This is a genomic window from Oceanicaulis sp. (genome assembly GCF_965249665.1).
In the GTDB taxonomy this organism is placed as follows: domain Bacteria; phylum Pseudomonadota; class Alphaproteobacteria; order Caulobacterales; family Maricaulaceae; genus Oceanicaulis.
Genome location: NZ_OZ252247.1, coordinates 2,320,743 through 2,347,282 on the forward strand (window position 1 = coordinate 2,320,743; position 26,540 = coordinate 2,347,282).

Here is a 26,540-nt window from a genome sequence, read left to right on the forward strand (position 1 = left end):
ATTTTTTGCGAAGGAGCACGCCATGCTTGGCCTGCTGTCAAAAGTCTTCACCTGGTGGAACGGCGCGTCTGCGGGCGCAGCCTGGACGATCTGGCGTTCCGGCGAACTCGTCGGCGAGGATGAGTTCGGCAACAAATACTATCAAGAGCGCAAGGCCGGGACGGGCGCTGACGGCAAGACGCGCCGCTGGGTCGTCTATAACGGCTATGCTGATGGCTCTCGCGTGCCGTCAGACTGGCATGGCTGGATGCATCACACCTTTGATGAAGCGCCCAGCAGTGCGCCTTTGCCGCGCAAGGATTGGGAACAAGAGCATCAACCCAATATGACCGGCACGCTGCACGCCTATCATCCCACGGGGTCCCTGATCGGCGGCTCGGCGCGTCAGCGTCAGGCGACGGCGGCCGATTACGAATCCTGGACACCGGGAGATTAAACGCATGCGTGGCGGCGCCGTACTTGAAACCGTGCTGGGTCTGCTTGTGCTGGTCACCGCCGGCGCCTTCCTGATCTACGCTCAAGGCCAGATCGATGATGGGTCCGGATCCGACGGCTATACGCTGACGGCCCGGTTCTCCTCTGTCGGCGATCTTAATCGCGGCGCCGATGTGCGCGTGGCGGGCGTGCCTGTGGGCACTGTGACCGCGGTGCGGCTCGACCAGGAAACCTATTTCGCCGAAGCGGTGTTTGAGCTGAATGGCGAGATCCAGATTCCGGCGGACTCCACCGCCAAGATCGCCACGGCGGGTCTGATCGGCGGCGTCTTTATCGAGATCGAGCCGGGCGGTGATGTGGACATGCTGCAGGCGGGCGAAGAGATATCCTTCACCCAGGGCGCCGTGGACATGTTCGATCTCATCGGCCAGGCGGTGATGAACCGCGGCTCATCCGGATCAGGCGGCTCGGAGTCCTGAGCTGCGCCTTGGTCTCGCCTCAAACGCCTAACACAGTGATGACCATGATCCGCTCAGTAATTGTCTCAGCCTCCCTGATCACAGCCCTCGGTCTTGGCGCGCCTGTTCTGGCGCAGTCAATCGGGACGCCCAACCAGACCTCTGCACAGCAAGACCCTGAAGCGCCAGAGTTGACTTCCGAGCCAGGCTCAGTGGTGGTGTTGCGCGGCCTGGACAAGGTCACCGCCCGCACACGCGATTTCGAGGCGCCCATCGGTGAGGCTGTCCAGTTCGGCGCCTTGTCGATCACGGTGCAGTATTGCCGCAAACGCCCGCCCGAAGAGCCGCCGGAGGTGTTCGCCTTCGTCGAGGTTGAAGACCGCCGCACGGACGGTTTCGGCGTTCAGGCGGAAGGGGAGCGGATGTTCTCTGGCTGGATGTTCGCCTCCAACCCGGCGCTCAACGCGCTTGAGCACCCGGTCTATGATGTCTGGGTGATTGATTGCAGAAGCTGATCGCCGGCAACGCCCTCAGGCAGGGCGAAGAAATCAGCCTTTAGCTCAACCGCCTGATCCAGGCGCTGCCGATACAGCTCTTGAGAGATCGTTTGCGCGCCAAAGCGTTTGAGGTGCTCTGTGTTGAACTGGGTGTCCAGCAGTGCATAGCCGCCAGCGTTCAGTCGGGCGACCAGGGACACCAGCGCCGTCTTTGACGCATCTGTCTCCCGCGAGAACATGCTCTCGCCAAAGAACGCGCCTCCCAGACTGACCCCGTAGAGCCCGCCCGCGAGCTTGCCGTCTTTCCACGCTTCGATGGAATGGGCGTGGCCGGCGGCGTGCATGTCCAGATACAAAGTCAGGATCTGGTCGTTGATCCAGCTGTCTTCACGTCCGGGCGCAGGCGCGGCGCAGCTGCGCACCACTGTCTCGAAACAGCGATTGACCGTCAACGCGAATGCGTCGCGCCGGACGGTTTTTTCAAGGATTTGGAAATGTGGAAGCCGTCGAGCGGAATAACCCCGCGCTCATCAGGCTCAAGCAGATAGACGCGGCTGTCACTGCGCGACTCCGCCATCGGGAAAACCCCGCGTGCATAACACGCCAGCAATTCCTCAACGCCGAAGCCGCGCATGAAACAGTCTCCGCGCTTACGAGCTCTGACGCTCGGCCAGCCAGCTTTCCAGCCAGCGGATGTGGTAATCCCCCGTCAGGAAGGCGGGTTCTTCCAGGAGCGCCAGATGCAACGGAATTGTTGTTTCGACACCGCTCACAACCATTTCCGACAAAGCACGTTTGAGACGCAGCAAGGCTTCTTCGCGATCACGCCCGTGCACGATCAGCTTTCCGATCATGGAGTCATAATAGGGCGGGATCTTATAGCCCGCATAAAGCGCGCTATCGAGCCGCACGCCCAGACCGCCCGGTGCGTGGAACTCGGTCACCGTGCCCGGGGAGGGCGTAAAGGTTTCCGGGTTCTCCGCATTGATGCGGCACTCGATAGACCAGCCCTCAAGCTTGATATCGTCCTGGGTGAAGCTCAGCTCATGGCCCGCGGCGACCCGGATCTGCTCGCGCACAAGGTCGATACGGGTGATGGCTTCGGTCACCGGGTGTTCCACCTGGAGACGGGTGTTCATTTCAATGAAATAGAACTCGCCGTTCTCATAGAGGAACTCCACCGTCCCGGCGCCGCGATAGCCGATCGCTTTCACCGCGTCCGTCACGATCTTGCCGATCTTGGCGCGCGCCGCGTCATCGAGGGCGACGGAGGGGGCTTCTTCAAGCACTTTCTGGTGACGGCGCTGAAGCGAGCAGTCACGCTCGCCCAAGTGCACCACATTGCCGTGGGTGTCGGCGATGACCTGGATTTCAATATGCCGCGGCTGACCGAGATATTTCTCGATATAGACCGCGCCGTCGCCAAAAGCCGCCTGGGCTTCAGAGGACGCCGTCTGCAGCGCGCTTTCCAGCGTGTCTTCGCTTTCGGCGACTTTCATGCCGCGCCCGCCGCCGCCAGAAGCGGCTTTGATCAAGACGGGAAAGCCGATGGATTTCGCAACTTTACGCGCTTCATCCATATCGGTGATCGCGCCGTCAGAGCCAGGCACGACCGGAATGCCGGCGTCGACCGCGGCTTGCTTGGCGGTGATCTTGTCGCCCATCAGCCGGATCGTGTCTGCGGTCGGACCGATGAAAGTCAGGCCATGCGCTTCCACGATCTCGGCGAAGCGGGCGTTTTCAGACAGAAAGCCATAACCGGGGTGGATCGCCTGGGCGCCCGTAATCTCGGCGGCTGCCATGATGGCGGGCACGTTGAGATAGGAGCGACCGGCAGGCGGCGGACCGATGCAGACGCTTTCATCCGCCAGCCTGACATGCATGGCGTTGGCGTCGGCTTCGGAATGAACCGCCACCGTCTTGATGCCCATTTCCTTACAGGCCCGGTGGACCCGCAAGGCGATCTCGCCGCGATTGGCGATAAGGACTTTATCGAACATGAGCGACCGCCTAGCTGATGATGAACAGGGCTTCGCCGTATTCCACCGGTTGGGCGTCATCGACCAGAAGCTCGGTGAGCGTGCCCGATTTGGACGCAGTGATGGGGTTGAAGGTCTTCATGGCTTCAACCAGCAAAATGGTGTCGCCTTCCTTCACGCTGTCGCCAGCCTTCTTGAACTGATCCGCTTCAGGCGAGGGACGCAGATACACCGTACCCACCATGGGCGAGGTCACGGCGCCAGGATGACTCTTGGCGTCAGCGGCGCTGACAGCGGCCGGCGCTTCAGGTGCCGATGCCGGGGCGGGCGCCGGTGCGGCGGCCACGGGCGCAGCGGCAGGCTGGGCCGCATAAACCGCGGGCGCAGCGGTCAGTTCGCGCGCGACGCGGATACGCATTTCGCCTTTTTCGACTTCGATCTCGGTAAGGTCGGTGTCGTTGAGAATATCGGCCAGCTCGCGCACGAGCTTTGAATCGACCTGCGGGTTCGACGTGGTGGACGCCATAGGTTTACTACCCTTTCTAGTCATTATTTCGCACGCGCCTGGGCCAGTTGCACAGCGGCTCTAATCCCCAGCTCATAGCCGCGCGCGCCTAAACCGCTGATGGTGCCAGCGGCGGCAAGTGACACATAAGAGACAGCACGAAAGGCCTCTCGCGCAACAGGCTGGGACAGATGCACCTCAATTGCGGGCGCGTCCACCCCTTTGATCGCGTCCAGCAACGCGATGGAGGTATGGGTATAGGCGGCGGGATTGATCACAATGGCCGAGCCCTTGGCGCCGGCGGTGTGAATCAACTCCACCAGCGCGCCCTCATGATTGGTCTGCTCAAACACCAGCCCGACACCCAGCGACTCAGCCGTCTGACGGCACAGCGCTTCGATATCGGCGAGCGTGGTGGTTCCGTAAATGTCGGGCTCACGCGTTCCCAGCAGATTGAGATTGGGGCCGTTGAGCACGAAGACGGGTTTGAGGTCAGACACTTTTATTCACTCCGGCCAGGCTGAAGGGCGCCAGCGCGCCTTGACTGCCAGCCTTGGTTCTACGACCTCATAGGGGTGTGAACAAGCAAACCCGTGCGTGGGACGCAGGTCATGAACCAGATCAATGTCGAGCTGAACGGCGAAAGCCGTCAAATCCCTTCAGGCTTAAGCCTGAAAGGCTTGCTGGAGCATCTTGAGCTTGATCCACGCAAGGTCGCCGTCGAACGCAATCTCGAAATCGCGCCGCGTGACAGCTACCACGCGATTCGCATCGAGACCGGCGACCGACTTGAAATCGTGCATTTTGTCGGAGGAGGGTGAGCCATGACGGCCCAGACCCAGATACAGGACGACGCCCCGCTGGTCGTTGCGGGCCGGAGCTTCAAATCGCGCCTGATCATCGGCACCGGCAAGTACAAAACCTATGAGCAAAACGCGCAGGCGCTGGTCGCCTCGGGCGCGGACATGATCACGGTCGCGGTGCGTCGGGTGAATCTGTCAGACCCCAGCCAGCCGCGGCTCATCGATTTCATTGATCCCAAAGACTATACCTTCTTGCCCAACACGGCCGGTTGCTTCACCGGCGAGGACGCTGTGCGGACGCTGCGCCTGGCGCGCGAGGCCGGCGGCTGGGATCTGGTAAAACTCGAAGTGCTCTCAGATCCCAAGCATCTCTATCCCGACATGGCCGAAACCCTTCGGGCGACCGAAATGCTGGTCAAGGAAGGGTTCGAGGTCATGGTCTATTGCTCGGACGATCCGGTCTACGCCAAGCGTCTGGAAGACGCGGGCGCCTGCGCGATCATGCCTCTAGGCGCGCCGATCGGCTCGGGTCTCGGGATCCAGAACCCGGTGAACATCCGCCTGATCATTGAAGAGGCCAAGGTGCCGGTGATCGTGGATGCCGGCGTCGGCACCGCGTCTGACGCCGCGGTGGGCATGGAGCTGGGCTGTGACGGCATCTTGATGAACACCGCCATCGCCGAAGCCAAAGACCCGATTCGCATGGCGAAGGCCATGAAGCACGCCGTCATCGCGGGCCGTGACGCCTATCTGGCGGGACGGATGCCGAAGAAGCGTTATGCCGATCCGTCGAGCCCGCTGGCGGGACTGATCTGATCTGCTTGCGCGTGTTCCTTTAATGTTCCAAGGTGTCCGGATCTAGGGAGGACGCCATGGAACAACGTATTTCTATGATTACGCTCGGGGTTTCAAACCTCGCCTGCGCTCGCGCCTTTTATCAGGGGATGGGTTGGTCCCCACTGCCGTCCGAAAGCGATCAGATCGTTTTCTTTGACCTGAACGGCGTCATCCTGGGCCTGTTCGGCGCTAAGGCGCTGGACGCGGATATGGGGCGTCAGAACCCGCCGAACGGGCGAGTGGCGCTGGCTTACAATGTGCGCAGCCGCGATGAAGTGCAGCCGATACTTGATCGGGCCGCGCAGCTGGGCGGGGCTGTGCTCAAACCCGCAGAAGACGTCTTCTGGGGCGGTCATTCAGGCTATTTCGCGGATCCGGACGGCCATGCCTGGGAAGTGGCGCACAATCCCTTTTGGCAGATCCTTGAGGACGGACGGATCAAGCCTGAGCCGCCCGCCTGCTGATCAGCGAGACCGGCGCAAGGCCTCTGCGCCGACAGGCAGATCATCCTGGACTTCTGAGCAGACCGGACGCGAAACGCGTTCGCCGCGGCCCAGCAAAGCCTGCTCGTGCTCGCGCATGGCCGTGCCGCCCATACAGGGCAGGACATGGCTGATCTCAACCATGCCGCGATCTGACATGCTGCGCATGACCGCAGCGGCGAGAGCGTCGCTGACGAGGGCGTTGACCTGCCAGGCGCGCTCCGCCCCCGACCCGCTTCCATAGGACCGGCCTGACGGGCCGACCATCAGCTCGGTGTCGGTTTCGCGCAAACGGATCGGAACAAGCGGCAGCCATTCCGGTCCCGCATAGGGCGGATAGGTGGTGTCCCAGCGCGCGCCGACGCTGAGCCAGGGGCTGTCAAAGAAAAACGGGACGATGTTGAAGACGCCCAGAACCCCGCCTGTGGCCCAATCCGCTTCATCCACGCCCGGCCAATAGGCCTCGCGGCGCACGGAAACCGGTTCGTTCAGGATGACCCGTCCGGTCAGCCGGTCTTCGATCCAGACACGCCCCAGAAGGGCCGCATCCATATGCGAGCCAAAGTCAGGCCCATGGACCTCATCAAAATCCATCGATATCACATAACGCGCCTGATCCCGGTCGGGCGCGGCGAGTCCGGCGCGGTCCAGCGCAGCTTCAAACCGCGGGCGCAGGATTGAACGATTGGGTTCAGGAAGGAACCAGGAAAACCGGGATGTTCCCGTCACCGGGCCAAGCGCCATTTGATGATAGAAAGGGCTGGCGGCGTCTGCGCGAAGGCTCTGCGTGACCAGAGGCTGCGGCGTCTGGCGCGCGGAAATGGCGTCGCGGCTGGCGCAAGCGGTCAGAGTCATCGCCGCACAGGCGGCCATCAGGATCGTTAGATATTTCATCATCCCCTCCAGGTTCGCGGGGATGATTAACCACAAGCGGAAAACAAGCTGTAAACGGCGCCGGAACGTGTCCCGGCGCCGTCTGTCATCAGGCTTAACGCGCCAGCGCTTCGTTCACCAGGCGGTCAAGGCTGTCGATATCGGCGCCGGGAACGACCGTTTCGCCCACGATGAAGAAGGGCGTGCCGGTGATGCCGATGCTTTGTGCCAGCTGACGCACGTCAGCGAGCTGACGGGTAATCTCGTCAGAGGCCATTTCAGCGCGCATGGCGGCCACATCCACACCGGCGGTGACGGCGAAGGCGTCGATCCGTGCATCAGGCAGCGGGCCGCTGGCGTTCATCAAGGCGTTATGAAAAGCCTCATAGGAATCAGGCGCGATACGCCAGACGGCCAGCGAGGCGCGCGAAGCATTTGTGGATTGCTCGCCCCGGATCGGAAATTCCTTGAAGATGAAACGCACCTGATCGCCGTGCTCCGCCAAAACGGACTGAATCCATTCGTTCGAGACGGTGCAATACGGGCAGCGATAGTCAAAGAACTCGATCACGGTCACGACCGGGTTGTCTGCGCCTATAACCGGGTCCCGGGCGTCGGCGTACAGCCGGTCCTGGCTCGAGGTGACAGCGCCGAGCATCGCGTCCTGCTCGCGCTGACGGGCGCGACGTTGCAGCTCGATCAGCGCTTCCTCGATGATCTCGGGATTGGTCAGAATGTAATCACGCACAATCTGCTCGATTTCATCGCGATTGGCGGGTTCCTGCGCCGGCGCGCAAGCGGTCATGCCGAAAGCGGCGGCGAGGGCGAGCAGCAAGATGCGCATGAGAGCTCCAGTCATCAGTCAGAATTCAGTTGGACCCGCGTTTAGCGCGGTTTTGCGCACACGCACAATCACAAGCCCGTGGAAGGCTGCAAAAGCGCATGGCGGTCCAGATGCTGGAAATTGGGCTGGCGTTCGCGCTCGCGGCGGTTCCAGTCCCGCAATTCCCGGCTGTCGGGCCGGGTGACCGCCAGGATCTCCGTCGCACGGACCCAGGCTTCAGTGCCGCGTTCAAGCTCTTCATGGGCCCGCGTGGCGAAGATATGAGCCTGCATGACGTCGCCGACCGCATAGGCGCGTTCCGCGGTGGACAATTCCGCCATCGCCGTCTCACCCAGTTGCTGGTGAGCCAGAGAGCGTTGGAACCAGGCGAAGGGGTTTTGCGGCTCGCTCACCAGAGCGATGCGCAACTGGCTGAGCGCTTCTCGAGCGTTCTCTTCGTCATTGGTGGCGATCAGCGCAGACGCGTAACCAATGCGCAAAAGCGGCGCATCGGGCAGCAATTCAATGGAGCGGCGATAGGGCTCAAGCGAGCGTTCGATGAAACCGCTCTCATAGAGCATCTGGCCTTTGAGTTCGTGAAAATAGGGATTGTCAGGCTCAAGCTCGAGCAATTCATTGACCGCGCTCTCAGCGTTGTCGGTCAGCCCTTGCTTGTAATACGCCACCGCCCGCGCATAGCGCGCCGGTATGGAGGTGTCGCTTTCGGGATAACGAGAAAAGGTCTGAGCGGGGGGCGCCATGAACCCGATAATCTTGGCCTGCAGGCGCTCCAGCTCGGCAATTTCCTCTGCACTGTCGGGAACATCGGCGAACTCGGAGGCTTCCACATTCCGGCGCAACGCCGCCACCCGGTCAGCAGACAGCGGGTGAGAGCGGAAATACTCCCAGCGGCGTTGAAACGAGATGCGTTCCTGGTAGGCGAGGCGTTCAAACGTCGCCACCAGACCGCGGCCCGATTGTCCGGTCGCGGTCAGAAAGCGCACGGCGGCCTGGTCGGCGGAGGCTTCCTGAGCCCGGGTGTAAGTCAGCAAATTGAGCTGACCAAATTGCGGAGCGGACGCCATGATGGCCGCGCCTGCATCCGGCGCGCCAGCGAGAGCTGCGATCAGTCCCACGCCAATTGAAGCGGCCATGGTGGCCAGACCCGCTCGGCTGGCTTCGCCGCGCCGGATGATGTGGGCGCCTTCGATATGGCCGATTTCGTGGGCGATAACGCCTTTGATTTCGTTCGGGGTTTCGGCGCGGACAATCGTACCTGTGTTCAAGAAGATATTTTGCCCGCCGGTGACGAAGGCGTTGAACTCCATATCGCCGACCAGATAGAAATCCACAGCGTTCACATCGAGCCCCGATGCGACCAGCAAGGGATCTGTGTATTCGCGCATGGCGCGCTCGGTCTCGGTATCACGGACCAGGCCCTGTGCGTGAGCGCTCACCAGATTGGCGAGCGCCAGCCCGGCAGCGGCGGCGATACAGGCGACGCCGGTCCGTAGGAATTTGAGCATACGCAATACAAGCGTCCTTCGTGTCAGCCAGCTCTGGAAGACAGCAGTCTATCCTTCTGTCCGTCTGCACGCCAGAAAACGTGAAAACGGCGCCGGAAGTGTGACCACCGGCGCCGGTTCCATGTTTAGCTCAGGCCCAGGAATTTCGACGAGCGCTGCCACCAACCGCGTTTTGCGGGGCGGTTCTCATCTGATCCTGCATCATCGCTTGTCTGATCAGCCGGTTGCGGGGCTGATTCAGGCGCGTTCTGTTCAGGCTTGGCCTCGCTCCCGGTTGCGGATTGAGGCTCAGGCGTCGGAGAACTGGCCTGCTCCATGGCTTCGCGCGCCGCCGTGTCGGTGGTGTCCGCCTGTGCAGCCGGTTCCGCCTTCTTGCGGCGCGTGCGTCGCTTGGGTTTATCGGCGTCTGCCTGAGCGGCCTCCTCGCTGGCCGCTTCGCCTTCGGCGGACGCGTCAGCAACAGGTTCGGCCTTCTTGCGGCGTGTCCGACGCTTGGGCTTGTCTTCCGCCGCATCACCCTCAGCAGCTGCTGGGGCGTCTGCCTCAGACTCTGAAGCCTCAGGCGTAGCCGTTGCGTCTTCGGCAGGTTTTTTACGTGTGCGGCGGCTGCGCTTGGGCTTGGCCGGCGCTGTCTCCTCGCCAGCATTGCTGTCGGCGTCAACCGAGGTGTCCTCAGCCGGCGCTTCAGCAGCGGGTGCGTCCTGAGGGCTCGCCTCGACCTGGCCCGCTTCATCCTGAGCGGCGTCGCTCTGACCCGCCGGCTTGCGACGACGGCGGCTCGGGCGTTTGCGCCGGGGCGGCGTGTCTTCATCGTCTGACTGGGCGCCGATAGGGTCGGATTCAGACGGTTCGATCACTTGCAGACCCGCGACTTCATCGGAGGCGTCAGAGTCCTTGGAGATAGCGCCGGTTTCGCTGTCGCTGTCAGTTTCCTCGGTCGCGTCCAGAGCCGCTTGGGCGTCTTCGGGCGATCCCGCCTCGTCATTGCGCTTGCGGCGATTGCGGCCGCCGCGGCGACCGCGACGGCGACGTTTCTTCGAGCCGTCTTCATTGGTCTCGTCAGATGCGGTGCGGGCCGGGCGCTCGTCGCGTTCCTGACGCTCTTCACTCGCCTCTGTTTCGTCCGCATCATCGATATTGTCGTCGTTTTCGATATCGGCCACAACGGCGGCCGCGCTGGTCAGCGGGGTGTCGGCGCGAGCGGCTTTCGCTTCGGCGCGGGCGGCTTCGCTGCGGCTCTCCAGACGCTCCAAGCTGCAGTCAGGACGGATCAGGCCGTCATCCGCGTCCACCGTCACGTTCATGTCATAGCGCGCTTCAATCGCGGTGAGATGATCGCGTTTCTCGTTGAGGATATAGAGCGCCACTTCAGGGGCGCAGACCAAGCGCGCCTTCGAGGTGCGGCCGCGCACGCCTTCTTCTTCGAGCGTACGCAGGGCGACCAGAGCGCTGGATTCGATCGAGCGCATATGGCCGGACCCCCGGCAATGCGGGCAGACGTCACTTGAGCCTTCCACCAGCGACGTGCGGCGGCGCTGCCGGCTCATCTCCATCAGGCCGAATTGCGAAATACGGCCCATCTGAAGTCGGGCGCGGTCACGCTTGAGCGCGTCCTTCATCTTCTTCTCGACGGCGCGAACATTTTTGTTCTCGTCCATATCGATGAAGTCGATCACCAGAAGGCCGGCGAGGTCGCGCAGTCGCATCTGGCGGGCGGCTTCCTCGGCCGCCTCCAAATTGGTCTTGAGCGCGGTTTGCTCGATATTGCGTTCCTTGGTCGCCTTGCCCGAGTTGACGTCGATGGAGACCAGCGCCTCGGTCGGGTTGATGACGATATAGCCGCCGGATTTCAGCTGCGCGACAGGCGAATGGATCGCCTCGAGCTGGCTTTCCACCTGATGGCGCAGGAAGAGCGGCGTGGCGTCGCGATAATGCTGCACCTTCTTGGCGTGGCTGGGCATCAGCATGCGCATGAAGGCCTTGGCCTCCTTGTACGCATCCTCGCCCTCCACGAGCACCTCGTCGATCTCCTTGTCATAGAGGTCTCGGATCACCCGTTTGACGAGGTTGCCTTCTTCATAAATCAGTTTGGGAGCGCTCGATTCCAGCGTCGTGGTGCGGATCGTCTCCCACAGCCGGATCAGATAATCGTAGTCGCGCTTGATCTCGACCTTGGTGCGCGCCGCTCCGGCGGTGCGGATGATCAGGCCCATGCCCTGGGGCACGGCCAGTTCCGACACCGCCGATTTCAGGCGCTTGCGATCAGACGCATTGGTGATCTTGCGCGAAATGCCGCCACCGCGTGCGGTGTTGGGCATCAGCACGCAATACCGGCCTGCCAGCGACAGATAGGTCGTCAGCGCGGCGCCCTTATTGCCGCGCTCTTCCTTGGCCACTTGCACCAACAAGACCTGACGGCGCTTGATCACTTCCTGGATCTTGTAGCGGCGCATGAAGGAGCGGCGACGGCGCGCCGCTTCATCGATCAGATCATCCTCATCGGGCGCCGGCGCGTCTTCAGTGTCGTCGTCAGGGGCGGCCTCGTCATTGAGATCGCCAGTCGCTTCCGCTTCCGCTTCGCGCAGCGCCTCACGATCCGCATGCGGGATCTGGTAGTAATCGGGATGGATCTCGTTGAAGGCTAGAAAGCCGTGCTTGTTACCGCCATATTCAACGAATGCAGCCTGTAACGAGGGCTCTACACGTGTGACCTTGGCGAGATAGATGTTGCCTCGAATCGGCTTTTTGGACGCCGATTCAAAATCGAATTCCTCAACTCGATTGTTGTCGACAATCACCACCCGGGTCTCTTCCGGGTGGGCGGCGTCGATCAGCATTTTGCGTGACATTAAAATACGCTCCATACCGCATGGCGAAAGCCGCGCTCAACGAGGAGGCGGCTTTGGACGTGCAGCGATTGTTGCAGGAACGCGCTCGGCGGCGATCTGTTCTTACTAAAGATGATCTCGCGGCGGGAGCGCGCATCATGGGTCTGTCCTTAACCGGGCAGGGGCGCGTTCTGATTCGAAGCGTCGCCCGAGCGCCAGTCATTCTGGCTTGTGGCGCCGGCGGCGGGCGTGAGCCCTCCCGCGTCGTCCAGAAATCTGTGTGCTTTGAAGATTTGCGCCCTGAGGCGGATCTTCAAGGGTGTTCAAAGGGACGGCGCGCGAACGCGCCCGATCCCGATAACGAACATAATCACCTTGCACGATAATGTCGCCAATGAAAAGCGAGCTTCGCCGTGTTAGACTCTCGGTAAGGACTCGCTAACCGAATCTCAAGGCGTGGCGTTTTACAGTGTTGTCATCGGAGCATTTGCGCGACTTAAAATGACGCAAAGCCCGTTTGGGACTTCGGCATGGTGGTGGTCGGAATGCGATTTTTAGCGGGTCTTGTAGCTTGCGCCCTGACGCTGTCCGCCGGTTCGGCGATGGCGTCAGATATTACAAATGTGCGCTTCGGCGCCTACGAAACCCATACGCGCATCGTCATTGAGAGCGAAACGCCGCTTGATTCGCGCGCCTTTACGCTGGCTGAGCCCGTCTCGCGTCTGGTGGTCTCCTTTGATCAGGCGGGCTGGGATGTTCCTGCTTTGCCCAATCAACAAGGCGAGGGCGAGGGGCTTGTGGGCCGGTTTCAGTTTGACGGACAGGCGGGTGCGCCGCGTCTGGTGTTTGCGCTGAATTCACCGTCCACGGTTGATCATCATTTTTCGCTCGCCCCTGATGGCGGGGGCTACCGCACGGTTGTGGATCTGGCGCCCGTGGGTGCGACGGCGTTCCAGCAAACCTCGGGCTTTCCGTCGGAAAGCAGAAACATGGCGCAGTTCCTTGTGGAAAACGCGGTCGTATCCGCCGCGCCGCCAGCGTGCGAGGCTGTGCGCGTCGTGATCGATCCTGGTCATGGCGGTCGTGATCCCGGCGCGCTGGCGCGGTTTGGCGGCGGGGATGAAGCGGACGTCAATCTGGCGGCGGGCCTGGTGCTGCGCGACATCCTGAACGCCACCGGGCGTTACGAAGTCATCATGACCCGGGACCGCGATGTCTATGTGGATTTGTTTGACCGGGTCGAAATCGCGCGTCAGGCCGAGGCGGATCTGTTCATCTCCCTTCATGCGGATTCAGCTGGCGATTCGACGGGGCCTGAGGGCGCAACCGTTTATTCTATGAACCACCGGGCCGTGGACCGTGCGCGCAGCCGCGCCATCAGCCAGGGCGACTGGGTGGATGCAAACCGGCCTGAAGAGGTCTCCCGCATCCTGGTCGAGATGTCCCTGACCAATAAGGAGAGCCAGTCTGAGCGGTTTGCGGACGCGCTTCGGACCGAAGTTGGACGGGTTCAGCCCTTGTTCCGCGACACCCCCATGCGCGCCAACTTTGCGGTCCTCATTGATGCTGAAGTACCGGCGGTTCTGTTTGAAATGGGTTTTCTGACCAACCGTAGCGACGCCCGGCGCCTGAACAGCGCCACAGACCGGCGGCGACTGATGCAATCGGCGGCATCCGCCATCGATGCGCATTTTGCGCATTGCCAGGGCGGCGCGCCCGATCGCTATATTGCCCAGAACACGGCGAACGCCTCCAGCACCCGTTAATCTGGACCTATGCGGAATCCGTCATTGGGTTGACGCCTGAGACACGCCATAATAGCGCCATCTGCGGGCGTCAAAAGGCGAGGGCGGGCAAGCCTTGCGCGCCGTCTAAGAGGGCAAGATGAAGCTGTTGAGTTGGAAAAACGCGCTACGCGCTCTTGTCTGGGGCGCTGGCGCGGCGGGTGTTCTGGGCGTTGTGGCCGCGATCGCCATCGCTGTCTATGTCGTCCGCGTCACCGAAGACCTGCCTGAATATCAGCAGCTTGCCGAGTATGAGCCGCCGATTATGAGCCGGGTGCACGCCGGTGACGGTCGCCTAATTCAAGAATATGCGATCGAGCATCGCGTTTTTGTGCCGATCGAAAATATCCCGCCGCTCGTCATCGACGCCTATCTGTCCGCCGAGGACAAGAATTTCTACAATCATGGTGGTGTTGACTATCTGGGCATGATCCGGGGCGGCATACGCTCGGTGATCGCGCGTCTGCGCAATCCCAACGCCGCCCTGCAATCGGGCTCCACCATCACCCAGCAGGTGGCCAAGAACTTCCTCTTGAGCTCGGATCAGCGCATTGACCGCAAAATCCGCGAAATCGTCATCGCGCGACGCATGGAGCGCGCCTTCACCAAGGATCAGATCCTCGAGCTTTATCTGAACGAGATCTATCTGGGCAATCGCGCTTACGGGATCGCCGCGGCTGCGCTGAACTATTTTGACAAATCCCTGGATGAGCTGGAATTGCACGAGGCGGCCTATCTCGCCGCGCTGCCCAAAGGACCGAGCAATTATCATCCGACCCGGAACACCGAAGCCGCGATAGGCCGCCGCAACTGGGTGCTCTCGCGCATGATCGCCAATGGCGTCATCAGCCGCCAAGAAGGCGAAGCGGCGATGGAGATGCCGCTGGAAACCGCCGAGCGGCTGGATGGCGACGAATATCTGGCGGCGGAGTATTTTGTCGAGCAGGTGCGCCGTGAAGTCTTCAACCGCTATGGCCAGGACCAGCTCTATGAAGGCGGGCTGTCGATCCGCACCACGCTGGACACACGCATGCAGCTGGCCGCTCGTGCGGCCCTGCGCGACGGGCTTGAGACCTATGATCGTCGTCACGGCTATCGCGGTCCGGTGACGCGGATGGAGAGCTTTGACGCCTGGCCGGACCAGTTGGCGGAGATTGATCCACCAGCGGATCTCGATGATGGCTGGCGTCTGGCCGTGGTTCTGGAGATGACGGACAGCGACGCGCTGATCGGGTTCGCTGACCGAACCCGCGGCCGCATTCCGCTTTACGCACTGGCCTGGGCGCGTGAACCGCGCCGGGACGAGAACGGCTTCCCGCGGACGGGCGACGCCATCGGTCGGCCGTCTGACGTGTTCGAGCTGGGCGATGTGGTCATCGTGGAGGCTCTGGTCGCCGAAGATGCGCCTGATCAAACCGTCGAGGACGACCATTACGGCTTGCGCCAATTGCCAGACGTCAATGGCGGTATTGTTGCGATTGACCCGTTCACAGGACGGGTTCTGGCGATGGTGGGCGGCTATTCTTTCCAGCACAGTCAGTTTAACCGCGCTGTGCAGGCGCGCCGTCAGCCGGGGTCTTCGTTCAAACCCTTTGTCTACGCGGCGGCGCTTGAGAATGAGTACACGCCCGTCTCGATCATCCTTGACGCGCCTTTCGTGGCGTCGGGCGACGCCGAAATGCGGTTTTACCGGCCGCAAAACTATTCAGAGGTGTTTTACGGCCCCTCCACGCTGCGGCGGGGGCTGGAGTTGTCGCGTAACGTCATGACGGTTCGCCTGGCGCAGGATATGGGCATGGCCCCTGTGGTGGATATTGGCGAGCGCACCGGTATTTATGACGATCTTCAACCCACGCTCGCCATGTCGCTGGGGGCCGGGGAGACCACGCTGATGCGGCTGATCGGCGCCTATGGCGCTTTGGTCAATGGCGGCCGTCTGATCGAGCCAGCCTTGATTGACCGGGTTCAGGCCCGTTCGGGCGAGACGATCTATATTCACGACCAGCGCGATTGTGTCGGATGTGACGTTCCTGACGGCTATGAGCCCACCCTTCATGAACCTCAGCTGCCCGAGCTCGGCGAGCAGGTGATCGACCCGGTCACCTCCTACCAGATCGTGCATATGCTTGAAGGCGCTGTTCAGCGCGGCACCGCCACGGCGCTACGCTCGCTGGAGCGACCGCTGGGCGGCAAGACGGGCACGACAAATGACTTCCACGACGCCTGGTTTGTGGGGTTCAGCCCTGATCTGGTGGTTGGGGTCTATGTGGGCTTTGACACGCCGAGGCCTTTGGGGTCGGGCGAGGCGGGCGGCCGGGTTGCGGCGCCTGTGGCGGCTGACTTTCTGGGGGCGGCGCTTGAAACCTACTCTGTCAGCCCGTTCCGGGTGCCTGACGGGGTGAGCCTGGCGCCTATTGATCGCGAAACGGGCGAACCGTCGGTCATCGGGCGCCCTGGCGTGATCCTGGAAGCGTTTAAACCGGGCACTGAACCCCAGCGTGGCCAGACCAATGCTGAGGAAACGCTGAGCTTCGGCGCCAATGCGCTGGGCGTAGATTTCTCCTCGGGCGAGCCTGATGACACAGACGATGATGATGATGACGAGGATACGCTGGGCGGGCTGTACTAGCGCCCAGCCTCGCCGCTTTTAAAGCCCATGACAGGCGCAGTCCCTTGTCCGGGGGCTGCGCCTCGTTTATCGACCCGATCCACCCTCTTTTCAGACTATCAGGAGATCCGCCATGCGCGCCGAGATCGCTGAACTCAAAGACGCCATCGAACAGTCCACCGCCTTGCTACGGAGGCGTCTTTGACTGGCCTACGGCTGAGAAACGACTTGATGAACTGAACGCCAAGGCCGAAGACCCCACATTGTGGGACCGGCCCAGCGACGCTCAGGCGCTGATGCGTGAGCGGAACCGGCTTGACCAGTCCATGACCGAAGTGCGCGAGATCGACACGGATCTTGCTGACACGCTGGAGCTGGCCGAAATGGCCGAGCTGGACGGCGATGACGCGCTTTATGAAGAGGCGGCGACCGCGCTGCGGGGGCTCAAGGCGCGCGCCGGCAAGGCTGAGCTGCAAGCCTTGTTGTCGGGCGAAGCGGACAGCAATGACAGCTATCTGGAAATCCACCCTGGCGCCGGCGGCACCGAGGCGCAGGACTGGGCGTCCATGCTGGCGCGCATGTATACGCGCTGGGCGGAGAAGTCCGGCTATAAGGTCGAAGTGATCGAAGCGCAGGCTGGCGAAGAGGCGGGTCTGAAGTCCATCACAATTCTGGTGAAAGGCGACAACGCCTATGGCTGGCTGAAGACCGAAGCGGGCGTGCACCGGCTGGTGCGTATTTCGCCCTATGACAGCTCGGGGCGCCGCCATACCAGCTTTGCCTCGGTCTGGACCTATCCTCTGGTGGACGACACCATAGAAATCGAGATCGAGGACAAGGATGTGCGTGTGGACACCTATCGCGCCTCCGGCGCTGGCGGTCAGCACATCAACAAGACGGACTCTGCCGTCCGCCTGACCCACGAACCCACCGGCATCGTGGTGGCGTGTCAGACCGACCGCTCCCAGCACAAGAACCGGGCGAACGCCTGGACCATGCTGCGTGCGCGCCTGTATGAGCTCGAGCTGCAAAAGCGTGAGGAGGCGGCCCAGGCCGATGCCGACTCCAAGACCGATATCGGCTGGGGTCACCAGATCCGATCTTACGTGCTCCAGCCCTATCAGATGGTCAAGGATCTGCGCACCCAGGTTGAAACCTCAGACACCCAAGGGGTGCTGGACGGTGATCTGGACGATTTCATGGCGGCGGCGCTGGCTCAGCGTGTGGGCAAGTCCGACGAGGATTGAAGCCCGCCCAACATGAATAAAAAAAGGGCCGGCGATACGCCGGCCCTTTTTGCATGTCAGTGTCTGAAGCTCTAGGACTTCGAGGTGTACGGATCGTTGGCGACCGCCTTGTCCGCGCTGGCGGCGGCAGCCGGCGGCGGGGTTGTCGAGGCGGCGCTGGCGGGCGTAGAGGCGCTGCTGCTCTGCGCGGCCGGTTTGCTGGACGACGCCGATGAGGCTTTGGAGTCAGACAGAGGATCCGAAGAGCGCTTGCACAGTCCGTCAAAGAACGCGCCGCTTTCGATGGCGAGCGTTGCGTGGATCACATCGCCTTCCACACGGGCGGTGGCGGAGAGCTGAACCTGTCGGGCGCGAACAGAGCCGATCACCCGGCCGCGGATCACCACATTTTCGGCGACCACTTCGCCCTTGATGGACGCTTCTTCGCCGATCGTGAGGTCCGTTGCGCGAACATCGCCCTCCACAGCGCCGTCCAGCTGAACTTCGCCGTCTGACACGATGGAGCCGGTGATTTTCAGATCAGCGCTCAGAATGGATGGGGCTTTGGTTTTCATGGCGGACCTCTTGGTCGGAGCGGGGACGGCGGCGGCGTGATTGTCGCTGGGGGGCGTATCTTTTTTAGTGAACATAGCGTCCGGCTCTTATGTAATCTTCGGGGTCAATGTGTTCGCCGCGGAACCAGATTTCATAATGGAGATGCGTGCCGGTTGAACGTCCGGTCGATCCCATCCCCCCCAGTCTTTGGCCCAGCTCCACCTCATCGCCGCGGCGAACGTCGATCGCGTGAAGATGGCCATATCGTGTGCGGAACCCGTATCCGTGATCCACTTCGACGGTGCGACCATACCCGGCCCGCCAGCCTGCGTAAACGACCTCGCCCGGCGCAGGCGCCACAATAGGTGCGTTTCTGTAAGCGGCGAAATCCTTGCCGGCGTGCATGGCCAGACGGCGCGTGAACGGGTCAATGCGGGCGCCATATCGGGATGTCTCGCGGAAAGGCCCGTCAATGGGCAGGCCCAGAGGTGCGGCGTTGAGCAGGTTTTCCACCTGTTCGCTTTCCACGATCCGGTTCGCGATGCGGGCGACGCGCGCATTGAACGGGTCATCAAGGTTCAGCGCATCGCTGAACAGCGGCGCCTGATCGAGACTGATCAGAGGTCCGCCCGTGCCGCCGTCTTCACCCTCCAGCGGGCCTTCCTGCATGGCTTCGTCCACCCGCATGCCGGTCAGGCGCAAGACCGCGCGCAAATTCTCGAGGCGGCGCTCGGCGGCGTTCTCGGCTTCGGCCAGGGCGGCTTCCTGATCGGCCAACAGCGCGGCGACGCGCTCTTCAGCCAGGCCGTCAAAGGCTTCTTCCCCGACCGGGTCGAGCAGCGCCTGGCGCGGATCAGGGTCGGCGGGCGAGGCCGCCATCAGGATGCGGCCTTCATCCAGGCTGGGGCTTTCGCGTTCTTCACCGACCGACAAATCGTCGGCGAAATCCAAAAGGCGGCGAAGCGTGTCATGACGCATCTGGAATTCGCCCGCCGTGCGGTCAAAGGCGTCGGTGCGCGATTCCATATAGGCGATGGCGGCGGCCTCAGCGGCGCGCGCTTCATCAACCTCGTTTTGATATTCGGCTTCGATCTGGGCGAACTGTTGCTTGACGCGCTGATCGGCTCGACCGTCGAGCAGCATGCCGACGGTGGTCAAAGACAGCCAGACCGCCAGCAGACACACGCCTCCAATTGCCGAGAGTTGCATCTCGGTCGTGATAGCGAAGTATCTCACCTGACCCTCGGTCCGATGATAGATCTGCCGATCAGGGAAGCGTTGCTTAATCTGCTCCCAAGGCCCGGCCAGTAGTCGTTTCACCATCCGACTGCGTTCGCCTCGCTATCCTCGCCCCTCGATGCGCTATCTCGCATGATAACGCATCGTTTATCAACTGATCCGTTGCAAGCCCTGTTCCGGTCCCTATGGGACTCATATGAAAATGTCCCGTGCGTCGGCGTCAGATGCAAGTCCTGGTTTCAGGAAAGCTGTTCCGCCAAAGGCTCGTAGAAACAGCCTGGCAAGCCCGCCGCCCTTCGGGCGTCGTCATTGAAGGGGCGCTTTAGCGCGCCGCTGAAATAGGTTGAAACCAGCCGATGGAAGCAGTGTTCGGGCGTTTCGGTCTCATCGCGGCACACATGGTCAAACCAGCGCGCGCCTGCGGCGACATGGCCCACCTCCTCTTCGTAGATCACACTCAGGATGGCGACGCTTTCAGCATCGCCCACGCTTGAGAGCTTCTCGATCATGGGTGGGGTGACGTCCAGCCCGCGCGCTTCCAGCACCAGCGGTGCGACGGCAAGACGCGCCGCCAGGTCATGCGCCGTGTTTTGCGCCGCCTCCCACAGCCCGTCATGGGCGGGCAGATCCCCATAATCGCCGCCCATCTGCTGAAGACGCTTACGCACCATGGTGAAATGACGCGCTTCGTCATCTCCGACGCTGATCCAGTCTGACACAAAGGTGGCGCGTTGATCGTCCGCGATTCTGCGGTCGCCTGCGAAACGGGCGACCATGTCAAAATGCAGATCTATGGCGTTGAACTCGATATGCGCCACGGCGTGCATCAAGGCGAAGCGCCCCTCAAGACTGCCCAAGCGCCGTCGCGGCGTTTGTCCGGGCGGTTTCAATTCCGGTCGCGGCGGCCGGCCTGGCGCGGCAGGCGCACGCGAGGGGGCGCCGGGTTCGGGCAAGAGGAGGTCGCCTGCTCGCCAGGCGGCGGCGGTCTCTCGCGCCAATTGGGATTTGGCGTCAGGGGTGGAGGTGGCGACAACGCGGGCCGCCGCCTCCATCACGCACGGTTTGAGGAGGTGTTGCGTCACGCAGATTTCACCGCGTCCAGAACCGCCTCCACATGGCCTTTGACTTTCACTTTGCGCCAGACCTTCTGGATCACGCCGTCGGAACCAATCAGATAGGTGCAGCGTTCAATGCCCATGTATTTGCGCCCGTACATGGTCTTCTCCACCCAAGCGCCATAGGCTTCGGTGACGGAGCCGTCTTCGTCCGAAGCCAGAATGACTTTCAGCGCATGCTTGTCGCGAAACTTGTCATGCTTGGCTACGGTGTCCTTGGACAGGCCGATGACCACCGTGTTTTCGGCGTTGAATGCGTCGATATGCTCAGAGAAGCCGATGGCCTCAGTCGTACAGCCGGGCGTGTCATCCTTGGGATAAAAATACAGGACGACAGATTTGCCCTTCAGCTCATGTAATGACACCTGTCGGCCGCCATCTGCAGGAAGCGTGAAGTCTGGGGCCTTGTCGCCGGGCTTAAGCTCGCTCATGAGTGTCGTCCTTGATGATGATTTCCGATACTTCGGACCGGAAGATTGTCAATTCACCCCGCCACGTCCAGTCGCGACCCGACTTTGAGTTCACATGCGCCGTATCGCTCGTCTGTCCCTTCTCTATGTGCTTGAAGCGATCGCCGCCTTGCTGGCGCTGGCTGTGGTGGCGTTCGGCGCGGCGTTGTGGCGTCTTGCAGAGGGGCCGGTCAACGCCGAGATGATCCGCCCTGTCGTTACGGAAGTCCTGCTGGATGCGGTCAAGGGCGACGCAGCGGCCATTGGCGATCTTGAGATCAGCTTCGATCCCGCGCTCGCCGCCCTTGTGGTGACCGCGCGTGATGTTCGCATTACGCGTGACACAGGCGATGTCGTCATTTCCTCTGAGCTTATCGAAGCGGGTCTGGCGCTCGATCTGTTGATGACGGGCAGGATTGCGCCCGTCAGCCTTGAGGCGCGCGGCGGCACTCTCTGGTTGTACCGAGACGCGCTGGGGCGTCTGACCGGCGGGCTGGGCGCGCTTGATGACCGGTTCGGCGCCACCCAGGAAAACGACAGCGTCACGCCTGATTTCGATATGGACCAGGCCAGCGCGGTGTTTGCGCGCTTGTTGATGGTGGATGTCTCTGACGTCACCTTGCAGGTGCGTGAAGAATTTCATGACTGGACGGGGCTGTTCACGGGCATGGGCGGCGCGATGAACCTGTCGGACGGGGTAGTGTCGCTGCGGGCGGAAGGCGGGCTGGTCACCTCCGCCGGCATGGCGCCGATCACGCTGGATGTGCAGACGGGCCGGTCGCTCGACAGCGTCTTTGTCGAGGCGCGCCTGTCCAATCTCGTGCCTGCAGCGGCTGCGCCCTTGCAAGGCCCGTTTGCGGGGGTGTCCGCTCTGGATGCGCCGTTTGACATGCACCTCGTCTTTGACGCCTCCCGAGACGAGGGCCTGCGACAAGCCAGCCTGCAGATGGCGGCGCAGTCCGGCGTTGTGCGCACCGCCAGCGGACAGACCGACATCCGCGACGCCCGCATTGATGCGGCGCTGGATGTGGAGGCGGGGCGCCTGGACCTTCAGGCTTTGGAAGTGGATTCAGACCTTTTGTCCTTGTCGCTGAGCGGCGCGCTGTTTGACTTTTCCGATTATGACAACGCCATTCCGGCTCAGGCGCGCTATGAGCTGACGTCTGGTGCAGGACGCCTGGATCTCAATGGCGCCTTTCCAGAGCCTTTGCAGTGGCGATCGGCCGAGCTGGCGGGAACGCTGGACCTGGAAGAAAGCCTGATCAGCTTTGAAACGCTGAACGCAGTGCTGCCCGCCGCCCGAACAACACTGACAGGGTCGCTGGCGCTGGAGCCGACCGTTGCGGGTTTGCTGCCCACCGTTAAACTCAACGGTCCGGTTGAGGGCGCGCTGACCAAGGAAGACGTTCTCAACCATTGGCCTGTCAATTTCGCGCTCGGCGCCCGGGACTGGGTGCGTGACAGCATTCTGGACGGCCGGGTCACCAGCGCGACGCTTGATCTCAACCTCACCGCCCAGGCGCTGGCCGCCAAGACGTTGTCAGACGAAGATCTGACCCTCAGTTTCCAGTTCTCCGATGCCGATGTGCGCTATATGAGCACGATGACGCCGCTGCTGGGGCTGTCGGGAGACGCGGTGCTGCGGGGCAACTCTCTCAGCCTCGAAGGCGCGGGCGGGGCGATCGGTGAGATTAGAGCGACGCAGATCTATGTGGACATTCCGCGTTTGAATCCCAAAGGCGCCGTGGCGCGCTTTGGCGGTACGGGCAGGGGGGAAGTCTCGGACTTCCTGGCGCTTGTCAGTGAACCGCCGCTTAATCTGTCGACCGAGTATGGCTTTGATCCCACCGCTTTTGGCGGGCAGGGCGAGCTGGCGTTTGAAATCCGCCGTCCGATGTTGCGCTCCGTACCCGCCGAGGATCTGGGGTTTGAGATTACGGGACAGTTTGAGGATGTGTCAGGTCCGGCCGGCCCGCCTGGCGTCTCGCTGTCAGACGGTGCGGTCACCCTGACGGTCAATCCTGAAGGTCTTCGGGCTGAAGGGGATGCGCGGATCGCCTCAGCGGATGCTCAGATCGTCTGGACGGAAACGTTCGGGCTCGAGCCCGAGGTCAATTCGACAGAGGTGCGCGTGACCTCTGTCATGACCGCACGAGAGCTGGACCAGCTCGGTTTGCCCTTGCGGCGCTTCATGGACGGAGCGGTGGGCGTTGACGCGACGATTGAAGGCCGGGGTCTCGCCTTCTCGCAAATGGCGGTGGAGCTTGACCTCCAGAACGCCGCTATCGCCCTGCCTGCGGGGCTGTGGGACAAGCCCGCAGGCGAGTCCGCCGCCGCGTCCTTGCAGGCGGGGGTGACGGAGACCGGCGCGGTTCAGCTGAACCAGCTGCGCCTGACGGGCGAGGGCGTGGCGTTGGAGACCAGCGCGGACCTGGCGCCGGACGGGCGCTTGCTGGCGGCGCAGGCCTCTCGCGTCTTTGTCCGCGACAGGCTTGATCTGAGTGCAGACATTTCCCGTCCAGACGGTCCGGAGGGTGTGCTTCAAATCGCGGTCCAGGGCCCGTTCATGGACGCTGAAGATCTGTTCGGCATTGCGGCGCCGTCAGGGGGCGGCATGACCTTGGGCGCCTCGGTGAATTTTGAAGGTGTTTTGGATCGGGTTCTGGTGCGGGATCAGCGTTTTACGGATGTCGGACTGGTGCTGAACGTGCGGCCTCAAGGCGTTGAGCGTTTCGTGCTGGAGGCTGACGCTGCGCAAGGCCCCGTCATTGTCCGGTTTGAACCTGAAGAAGACACCGGCGTGCGCCGGTTGAGCGCAATGGGGCCGGACGCAGGCCTGTTGCTCTCGGCTTTCGCCGGGTTTGACAATATTTACGGCGGATCTTTGAGGTTAAGTGGACAGGCGCCGCCTCTGGGGCAGCCCGGCGGGGTTGCTGGCGAGATCGAAGTGGGCGCCTTTACGCTGAACCGCATGCCTTTGCTGGCGCGGGTCCTGGCGGCCGGCTCGCTGGAAGGGCTGGGCGGCCTGCTGAGCGGTCAGGGCATCGGCTTTGAACGTTTGCGGAGCGAATTTGTCTGGCAAGACGGCATTATTGAGATGCGTGAGGCGCGCGTCGCCGGAGCGTCTCTGGGGGCGACGTGGAACGGGCTTGTGGATTTCAGCGATGAACGCATGTCGGTGAACGGCACGCTGTTGCCCTCTTACGGTGTCAATTCCGTTCTGGGCTCTGTTCCGGTTTTGGGCGAATTGTTGACGTCGCGGCGGGGCGAAGGCGTGATCGGGGTGACCTTCTCGGTCAGCGGCCCGTTCAGTGAAACGCGCGTCAGCGCCAATCCGCTTTCCGCGCTCGCGCCAGGAGTGTTCCGGCGCATTTTCGAAGGGACGTCTGCGGAGCGCGAGCTTGAGGCGCTAGAGGCGGAACGCCGCGAGGAACAGGCTGAGGCCCGTGAAGCGCGCGAGACCCCGGCTGATGACGATGAAACACCGCCGGACGGCCCCGCCGATCCGCCTTCGGACACGCCGCAACAGGATACGCCATGATCTGCATCGGTTTGATGAGCGGCACCTCGCTGGACGGCGTGGACGCCGCCTTGCTTGAAACGGACGGCGAGACCCTCACCCGATTTGGTCCGGGGGCGGAAACCGCCTTTACCGCCCGGGAGCGCGCCGTGTTGAAAGCAGCGGTCGAGGCTGCGCTCGACTGGCGTTTTGAAGGGGCGGAGCCTGAGATTTTCAGGCAGGCTGAAGACGTTCTGACCCAGACCCATCAACGCGCTGTGGAGGCTGTCGCCGCGCGCGCTGGGCTGACACTGGCGGAGATTGACCTTGTCGGCTTTCATGGTCAGACGGTCATTCATGTCCCGCCGCAAGCCGGACGACCGGGCCGCACTCGCCAACTGGGTGACGGAACCGCGCTGGCGCAGCGTCTCGGCGTGCCTGTGGCGTATGATTTTCGCTCCGCTGACATGGATGCTGGCGGGCACGGCGCGCCGCTGGCCCCGGTTTATCACGAGGTGTTGGCGCGGTGGTCGGGTCTTGAGCGGCCTTTGGGCGTTCTCAATATCGGCGGCGTCGCCAATCTGACCCTGATCCGCTCAGACGGATCGCTCGACGCCTTTGACACCGGGCCCGGCAACGGGCTGATCGACGCCTGGGTTGAGGAGCGCACGGGGCAGGCCATGGACCGCGACGGCGCCTTGGCGGCTGAAGGACGCGTGCATGAAGCGGGGCTCGCGGAATTGCTGGCGCACCCTCACTTTGCGCTGGAAGGCCCCAAATCCCTCGATCGTTGGGACTTCTCCCTGGATGCGGCGCGCAATCTGAGGGTGGAAGATGGTGCGGCGACTTTGAGCCAGTTCACCGCTGAAGCCATTGGCCAAGGCTTGGCGGCCTGTCTTGAGCGCCCTGAGCGTCTGATCGTCTGCGGCGGCGGACGCAAGAATGCGGATCTTTTGCGCCGGATCAGTGCTGTGACCGGGATTAAGGTCTGCAGCGCGGAAGCGGTCGGTTGGCGTGGCGATCTGATTGAAGCGGAAGCCTTTGCGGTGCTTGCGGCGCGAACACTGCGCGGCTTGCCCCTCAGCTTTCCAGGCACTACGGGGGTTGCGAAACCGATCACGGGCGGCCTTATCGCGCGGCCTTGAGCGTTTGAGCTATGGGTGCAATTAAAAACCCCGGCGCAGAACGCCGGGGTTTTGTCATGAGCAGGCGATGTGTCTGACGGCTTAGCGCTTGCCGGTGTTCGCCATTTCAGCGCGCTCGACTTCCACTTGCGGAAGACGATTGTCGAGATAGGTTTTCACCGACGCTTCGAGCGGATCAAGGTGATCGGTGAACAAATGGCCTGCGCCCTTGATGATGTCATGGGTCATGATGATGCCCTTCTGGGTGCGCACCTTGCTCATGGCGCGCTCCATCTCATCATGAGGCACGATCGCGTCCGCTTCCCCGTGTGCAATCAGACCAGATGCCGGGCAGGGCGCCAGGAAGCTGAAATCATACATGTTTGTGGGCGGCGACACAGAGATGAAGCCGGCGATCTCCGGGCGGCGCATCAAGAGCTGCATGGCGATCCAGGCGCCGAAGGAATGACCGGCGACCCAGCAATAGGATGCATTGGGATTATGCGCCTGCGCCCAGTCGAGCGCGGTCGCAGCGTCTGACAGCTCACCCAGGCCCTGATCATAGGTTCCCTGGCTGCGGCCGACGCCGCGGAAATTGAACCGCAGCACGGAAAACCCGCGCTCCTTGAACTCGTCATACATCATGGTGCTGACCGGCGTGTCCATATGACCGCCGCCCCGCGGGTGAGCATGCAGGATCAGCGCTACCGGAGCGCCAGGAGTCTTGGACGGGCTGTATTTGCCTTCAAGGCGGCCGGCCGGGCCGGGAATGATAACGTCGGGCATGGAAAGCTTACGGGTCCTGCTTCAATTTCCCTAGCTCTGCACTCAGGAATTGATTTCCAGGTGGTGCAAGGGGTATGCGAAAACCAAGTCCTAATACTTGACTCTCGCG

At 62.3% G+C, this 26,540-nt stretch carries 23 protein-coding genes and 1 pseudogene; 11 read left to right on the top strand and 13 right to left on the bottom strand.

The features are described 5' to 3' along the window. Positions 1–22 precede the first annotated feature (22 nt). From ACP154_RS11170 to ACP154_RS11180, 3 genes are read left to right on the top strand one after another with little or no spacing between them, the layout of a single operon-like run. Complete coding sequence (locus ACP154_RS11170; protein WP_421859180.1) at positions 23–436, top strand: NADH:ubiquinone oxidoreductase subunit NDUFA12; 414 nt, start codon at positions 23–25, stop codon at positions 434–436. Between the two features lie 4 nt (positions 437–440). Next, positions 441–914, top strand: a complete 474-nt coding sequence (gene mlaD, locus ACP154_RS11175) for an outer membrane lipid asymmetry maintenance protein MlaD (protein ID WP_107713039.1) — start codon at positions 441–443, stop codon at positions 912–914. A gap of 44 nt (positions 915–958) precedes the next feature. Continuing rightward, the gene (locus tag ACP154_RS11180) at positions 959–1,408 is read left to right on the top strand and encodes a DUF2155 domain-containing protein (RefSeq protein WP_421859177.1); all 450 of its coding nucleotides are present in this window, start codon (positions 959–961) and stop codon (positions 1,406–1,408) included. Here the strand turns inward: ACP154_RS11180 and aat are convergent. The 4 genes and pseudogenes from aat to aroQ all read right to left on the bottom strand — a co-directional run bounded on the left by aat (position 1,375) and on the right by aroQ (position 4,374). After that, a pseudogene (gene aat / locus ACP154_RS11185) lies at positions 1,375–2,024 on the bottom strand (leucyl/phenylalanyl-tRNA--protein transferase). The gene ACP154_RS11180 and the pseudogene aat overlap by 34 nt on opposite strands. 16 nt (positions 2,025–2,040) lie before the next feature. Beyond that, the gene (gene accC, locus ACP154_RS11190; RefSeq protein ID WP_107713042.1) at positions 2,041–3,390 is read right to left on the bottom strand and encodes an acetyl-CoA carboxylase biotin carboxylase subunit; all 1,350 of its coding nucleotides are present in this window, start codon (positions 3,388–3,390) and stop codon (positions 2,041–2,043) included. Between the two features lie 10 nt (positions 3,391–3,400). Beyond that, positions 3,401–3,895, bottom strand: coding sequence for an acetyl-CoA carboxylase biotin carboxyl carrier protein (accB, locus tag ACP154_RS11195; RefSeq protein WP_107713043.1), 495 nt, complete (start codon positions 3,893–3,895; stop codon positions 3,401–3,403). Positions 3,896–3,918: 23 nt separating this feature from the next. Continuing rightward, positions 3,919–4,374, bottom strand: coding sequence for a type II 3-dehydroquinate dehydratase (gene aroQ, locus ACP154_RS11200; protein ID WP_421859174.1), 456 nt, complete (start codon positions 4,372–4,374; stop codon positions 3,919–3,921). A 111-nt stretch (positions 4,375–4,485) separates the two neighbouring features. Between aroQ and thiS the strand changes: the two genes are divergently transcribed. The 3 genes from thiS to ACP154_RS11215 are packed head-to-tail and all read left to right on the top strand — an operon-like array spanning position 4,486 to position 5,978. Continuing rightward, the gene (gene thiS, locus ACP154_RS11205; RefSeq protein WP_107713044.1) at positions 4,486–4,695 is read left to right on the top strand and encodes a sulfur carrier protein ThiS; all 210 of its coding nucleotides are present in this window, start codon (positions 4,486–4,488) and stop codon (positions 4,693–4,695) included. A gap of 3 nt (positions 4,696–4,698) precedes the next feature. Beyond that, on the top strand, positions 4,699–5,493 hold the full coding sequence (locus tag ACP154_RS11210; protein ID WP_421859171.1) for a thiazole synthase: 795 nt from the start codon (positions 4,699–4,701) through the stop codon (positions 5,491–5,493). A 56-nt stretch (positions 5,494–5,549) separates the two neighbouring features. Then, a complete protein-coding gene (locus ACP154_RS11215) occupies positions 5,550–5,978 on the top strand; it encodes a VOC family protein (protein WP_421859168.1) in 429 nt (142 codons plus the stop codon). Here the strand turns inward: ACP154_RS11215 and ACP154_RS11220 are convergent, their stop codons facing one another. From ACP154_RS11220 to ACP154_RS11235, 4 genes are all read right to left on the bottom strand, one after another. Continuing rightward, positions 5,979–6,890, bottom strand: coding sequence for a hypothetical protein (locus ACP154_RS11220; protein ID WP_421859166.1), 912 nt, complete (start codon positions 6,888–6,890; stop codon positions 5,979–5,981). A 94-nt stretch (positions 6,891–6,984) separates the two neighbouring features. Further along, positions 6,985–7,713, bottom strand: coding sequence for a DsbA family protein (locus ACP154_RS11225; protein ID WP_421859163.1), 729 nt, complete (start codon positions 7,711–7,713; stop codon positions 6,985–6,987). Positions 7,714–7,781: 68 nt separating this feature from the next. Then, positions 7,782–9,218 carry a M48 family metalloprotease gene (locus ACP154_RS11230; protein WP_107713049.1) on the bottom strand — a complete coding sequence of 479 codons (1,437 nt, stop codon included), beginning with the start codon at positions 9,216–9,218 and terminating at the stop codon, positions 7,782–7,784. Between the two features lie 125 nt (positions 9,219–9,343). Next, positions 9,344–12,067, bottom strand: coding sequence for an Rne/Rng family ribonuclease (locus ACP154_RS11235; RefSeq protein WP_421859160.1), 2,724 nt, complete (start codon positions 12,065–12,067; stop codon positions 9,344–9,346). Positions 12,068–12,591: 524 nt separating this feature from the next. Here ACP154_RS11235 and ACP154_RS11240 point away from each other — a divergent pair. From ACP154_RS11240 to prfB, 3 genes are all read left to right on the top strand, one after another. After that, the gene (locus tag ACP154_RS11240; protein ID WP_158267900.1) at positions 12,592–13,812 is read left to right on the top strand and encodes an N-acetylmuramoyl-L-alanine amidase; all 1,221 of its coding nucleotides are present in this window, start codon (positions 12,592–12,594) and stop codon (positions 13,810–13,812) included. A 118-nt stretch (positions 13,813–13,930) separates the two neighbouring features. Next, entirely contained in the window at positions 13,931–16,459 is a 2,529-nt protein-coding gene (locus ACP154_RS11245) for a penicillin-binding protein 1A (RefSeq protein WP_421859157.1), read from the top strand. Between the two features lie 112 nt (positions 16,460–16,571). Continuing rightward, a protein-coding gene (gene prfB, locus ACP154_RS11250; protein WP_107713054.1) for a peptide chain release factor 2 occupies positions 16,572–17,685 on the top strand; the annotation gives its coding sequence in 2 pieces (ribosomal slippage) (positions 16,572–16,640 and positions 16,642–17,685; 1,113 coding nt in all). A gap of 71 nt (positions 17,686–17,756) precedes the next feature. Here the strand turns inward: prfB and ACP154_RS11255 are convergent. From ACP154_RS11255 to bcp, 4 genes are all read right to left on the bottom strand, one after another. Beyond that, a complete protein-coding gene (locus ACP154_RS11255) occupies positions 17,757–18,239 on the bottom strand; it encodes a bactofilin family protein (RefSeq protein ID WP_421859154.1) in 483 nt (160 codons plus the stop codon). 64 nt (positions 18,240–18,303) lie between these two features. Next, entirely contained in the window at positions 18,304–19,455 is a 1,152-nt protein-coding gene (locus tag ACP154_RS11260) for a M23 family metallopeptidase (RefSeq protein ID WP_421859151.1), read from the bottom strand. Positions 19,456–19,697: 242 nt separating this feature from the next. Then, complete coding sequence (locus tag ACP154_RS11265; RefSeq protein WP_421861473.1) at positions 19,698–20,510, bottom strand: ferritin-like domain-containing protein; 813 nt, start codon at positions 20,508–20,510, stop codon at positions 19,698–19,700. A 26-nt stretch (positions 20,511–20,536) separates the two neighbouring features. Then, the gene (bcp, locus tag ACP154_RS11270; protein WP_421859148.1) at positions 20,537–21,004 is read right to left on the bottom strand and encodes a thioredoxin-dependent thiol peroxidase; all 468 of its coding nucleotides are present in this window, start codon (positions 21,002–21,004) and stop codon (positions 20,537–20,539) included. A gap of 94 nt (positions 21,005–21,098) precedes the next feature. Here bcp and ACP154_RS11275 point away from each other — a divergent pair, with 94 nt between their 5' ends. Further along, positions 21,099–24,563 carry a DUF3971 domain-containing protein gene (locus ACP154_RS11275; RefSeq protein ID WP_424993784.1) on the top strand — a complete coding sequence of 1,155 codons (3,465 nt, stop codon included), beginning with the start codon at positions 21,099–21,101 and terminating at the stop codon, positions 24,561–24,563. Then, positions 24,560–25,666 (top strand): anhydro-N-acetylmuramic acid kinase, encoded by a 1,107-nt coding sequence (locus tag ACP154_RS11280; RefSeq protein ID WP_421859142.1) that lies wholly within the window; start codon positions 24,560–24,562, stop codon positions 25,664–25,666. Before ACP154_RS11275 ends, ACP154_RS11280 begins: the two co-directional genes overlap by 4 nt. 81 nt (positions 25,667–25,747) lie before the next feature. On the opposite strand, the gene ACP154_RS11285 is transcribed toward ACP154_RS11280, so the two are convergent. After that, positions 25,748–26,431 carry an alpha/beta hydrolase gene (locus tag ACP154_RS11285; RefSeq protein ID WP_107713060.1) on the bottom strand — a complete coding sequence of 228 codons (684 nt, stop codon included), beginning with the start codon at positions 26,429–26,431 and terminating at the stop codon, positions 25,748–25,750. Between the last annotated feature and the right edge of the window lie 109 nt (positions 26,432–26,540).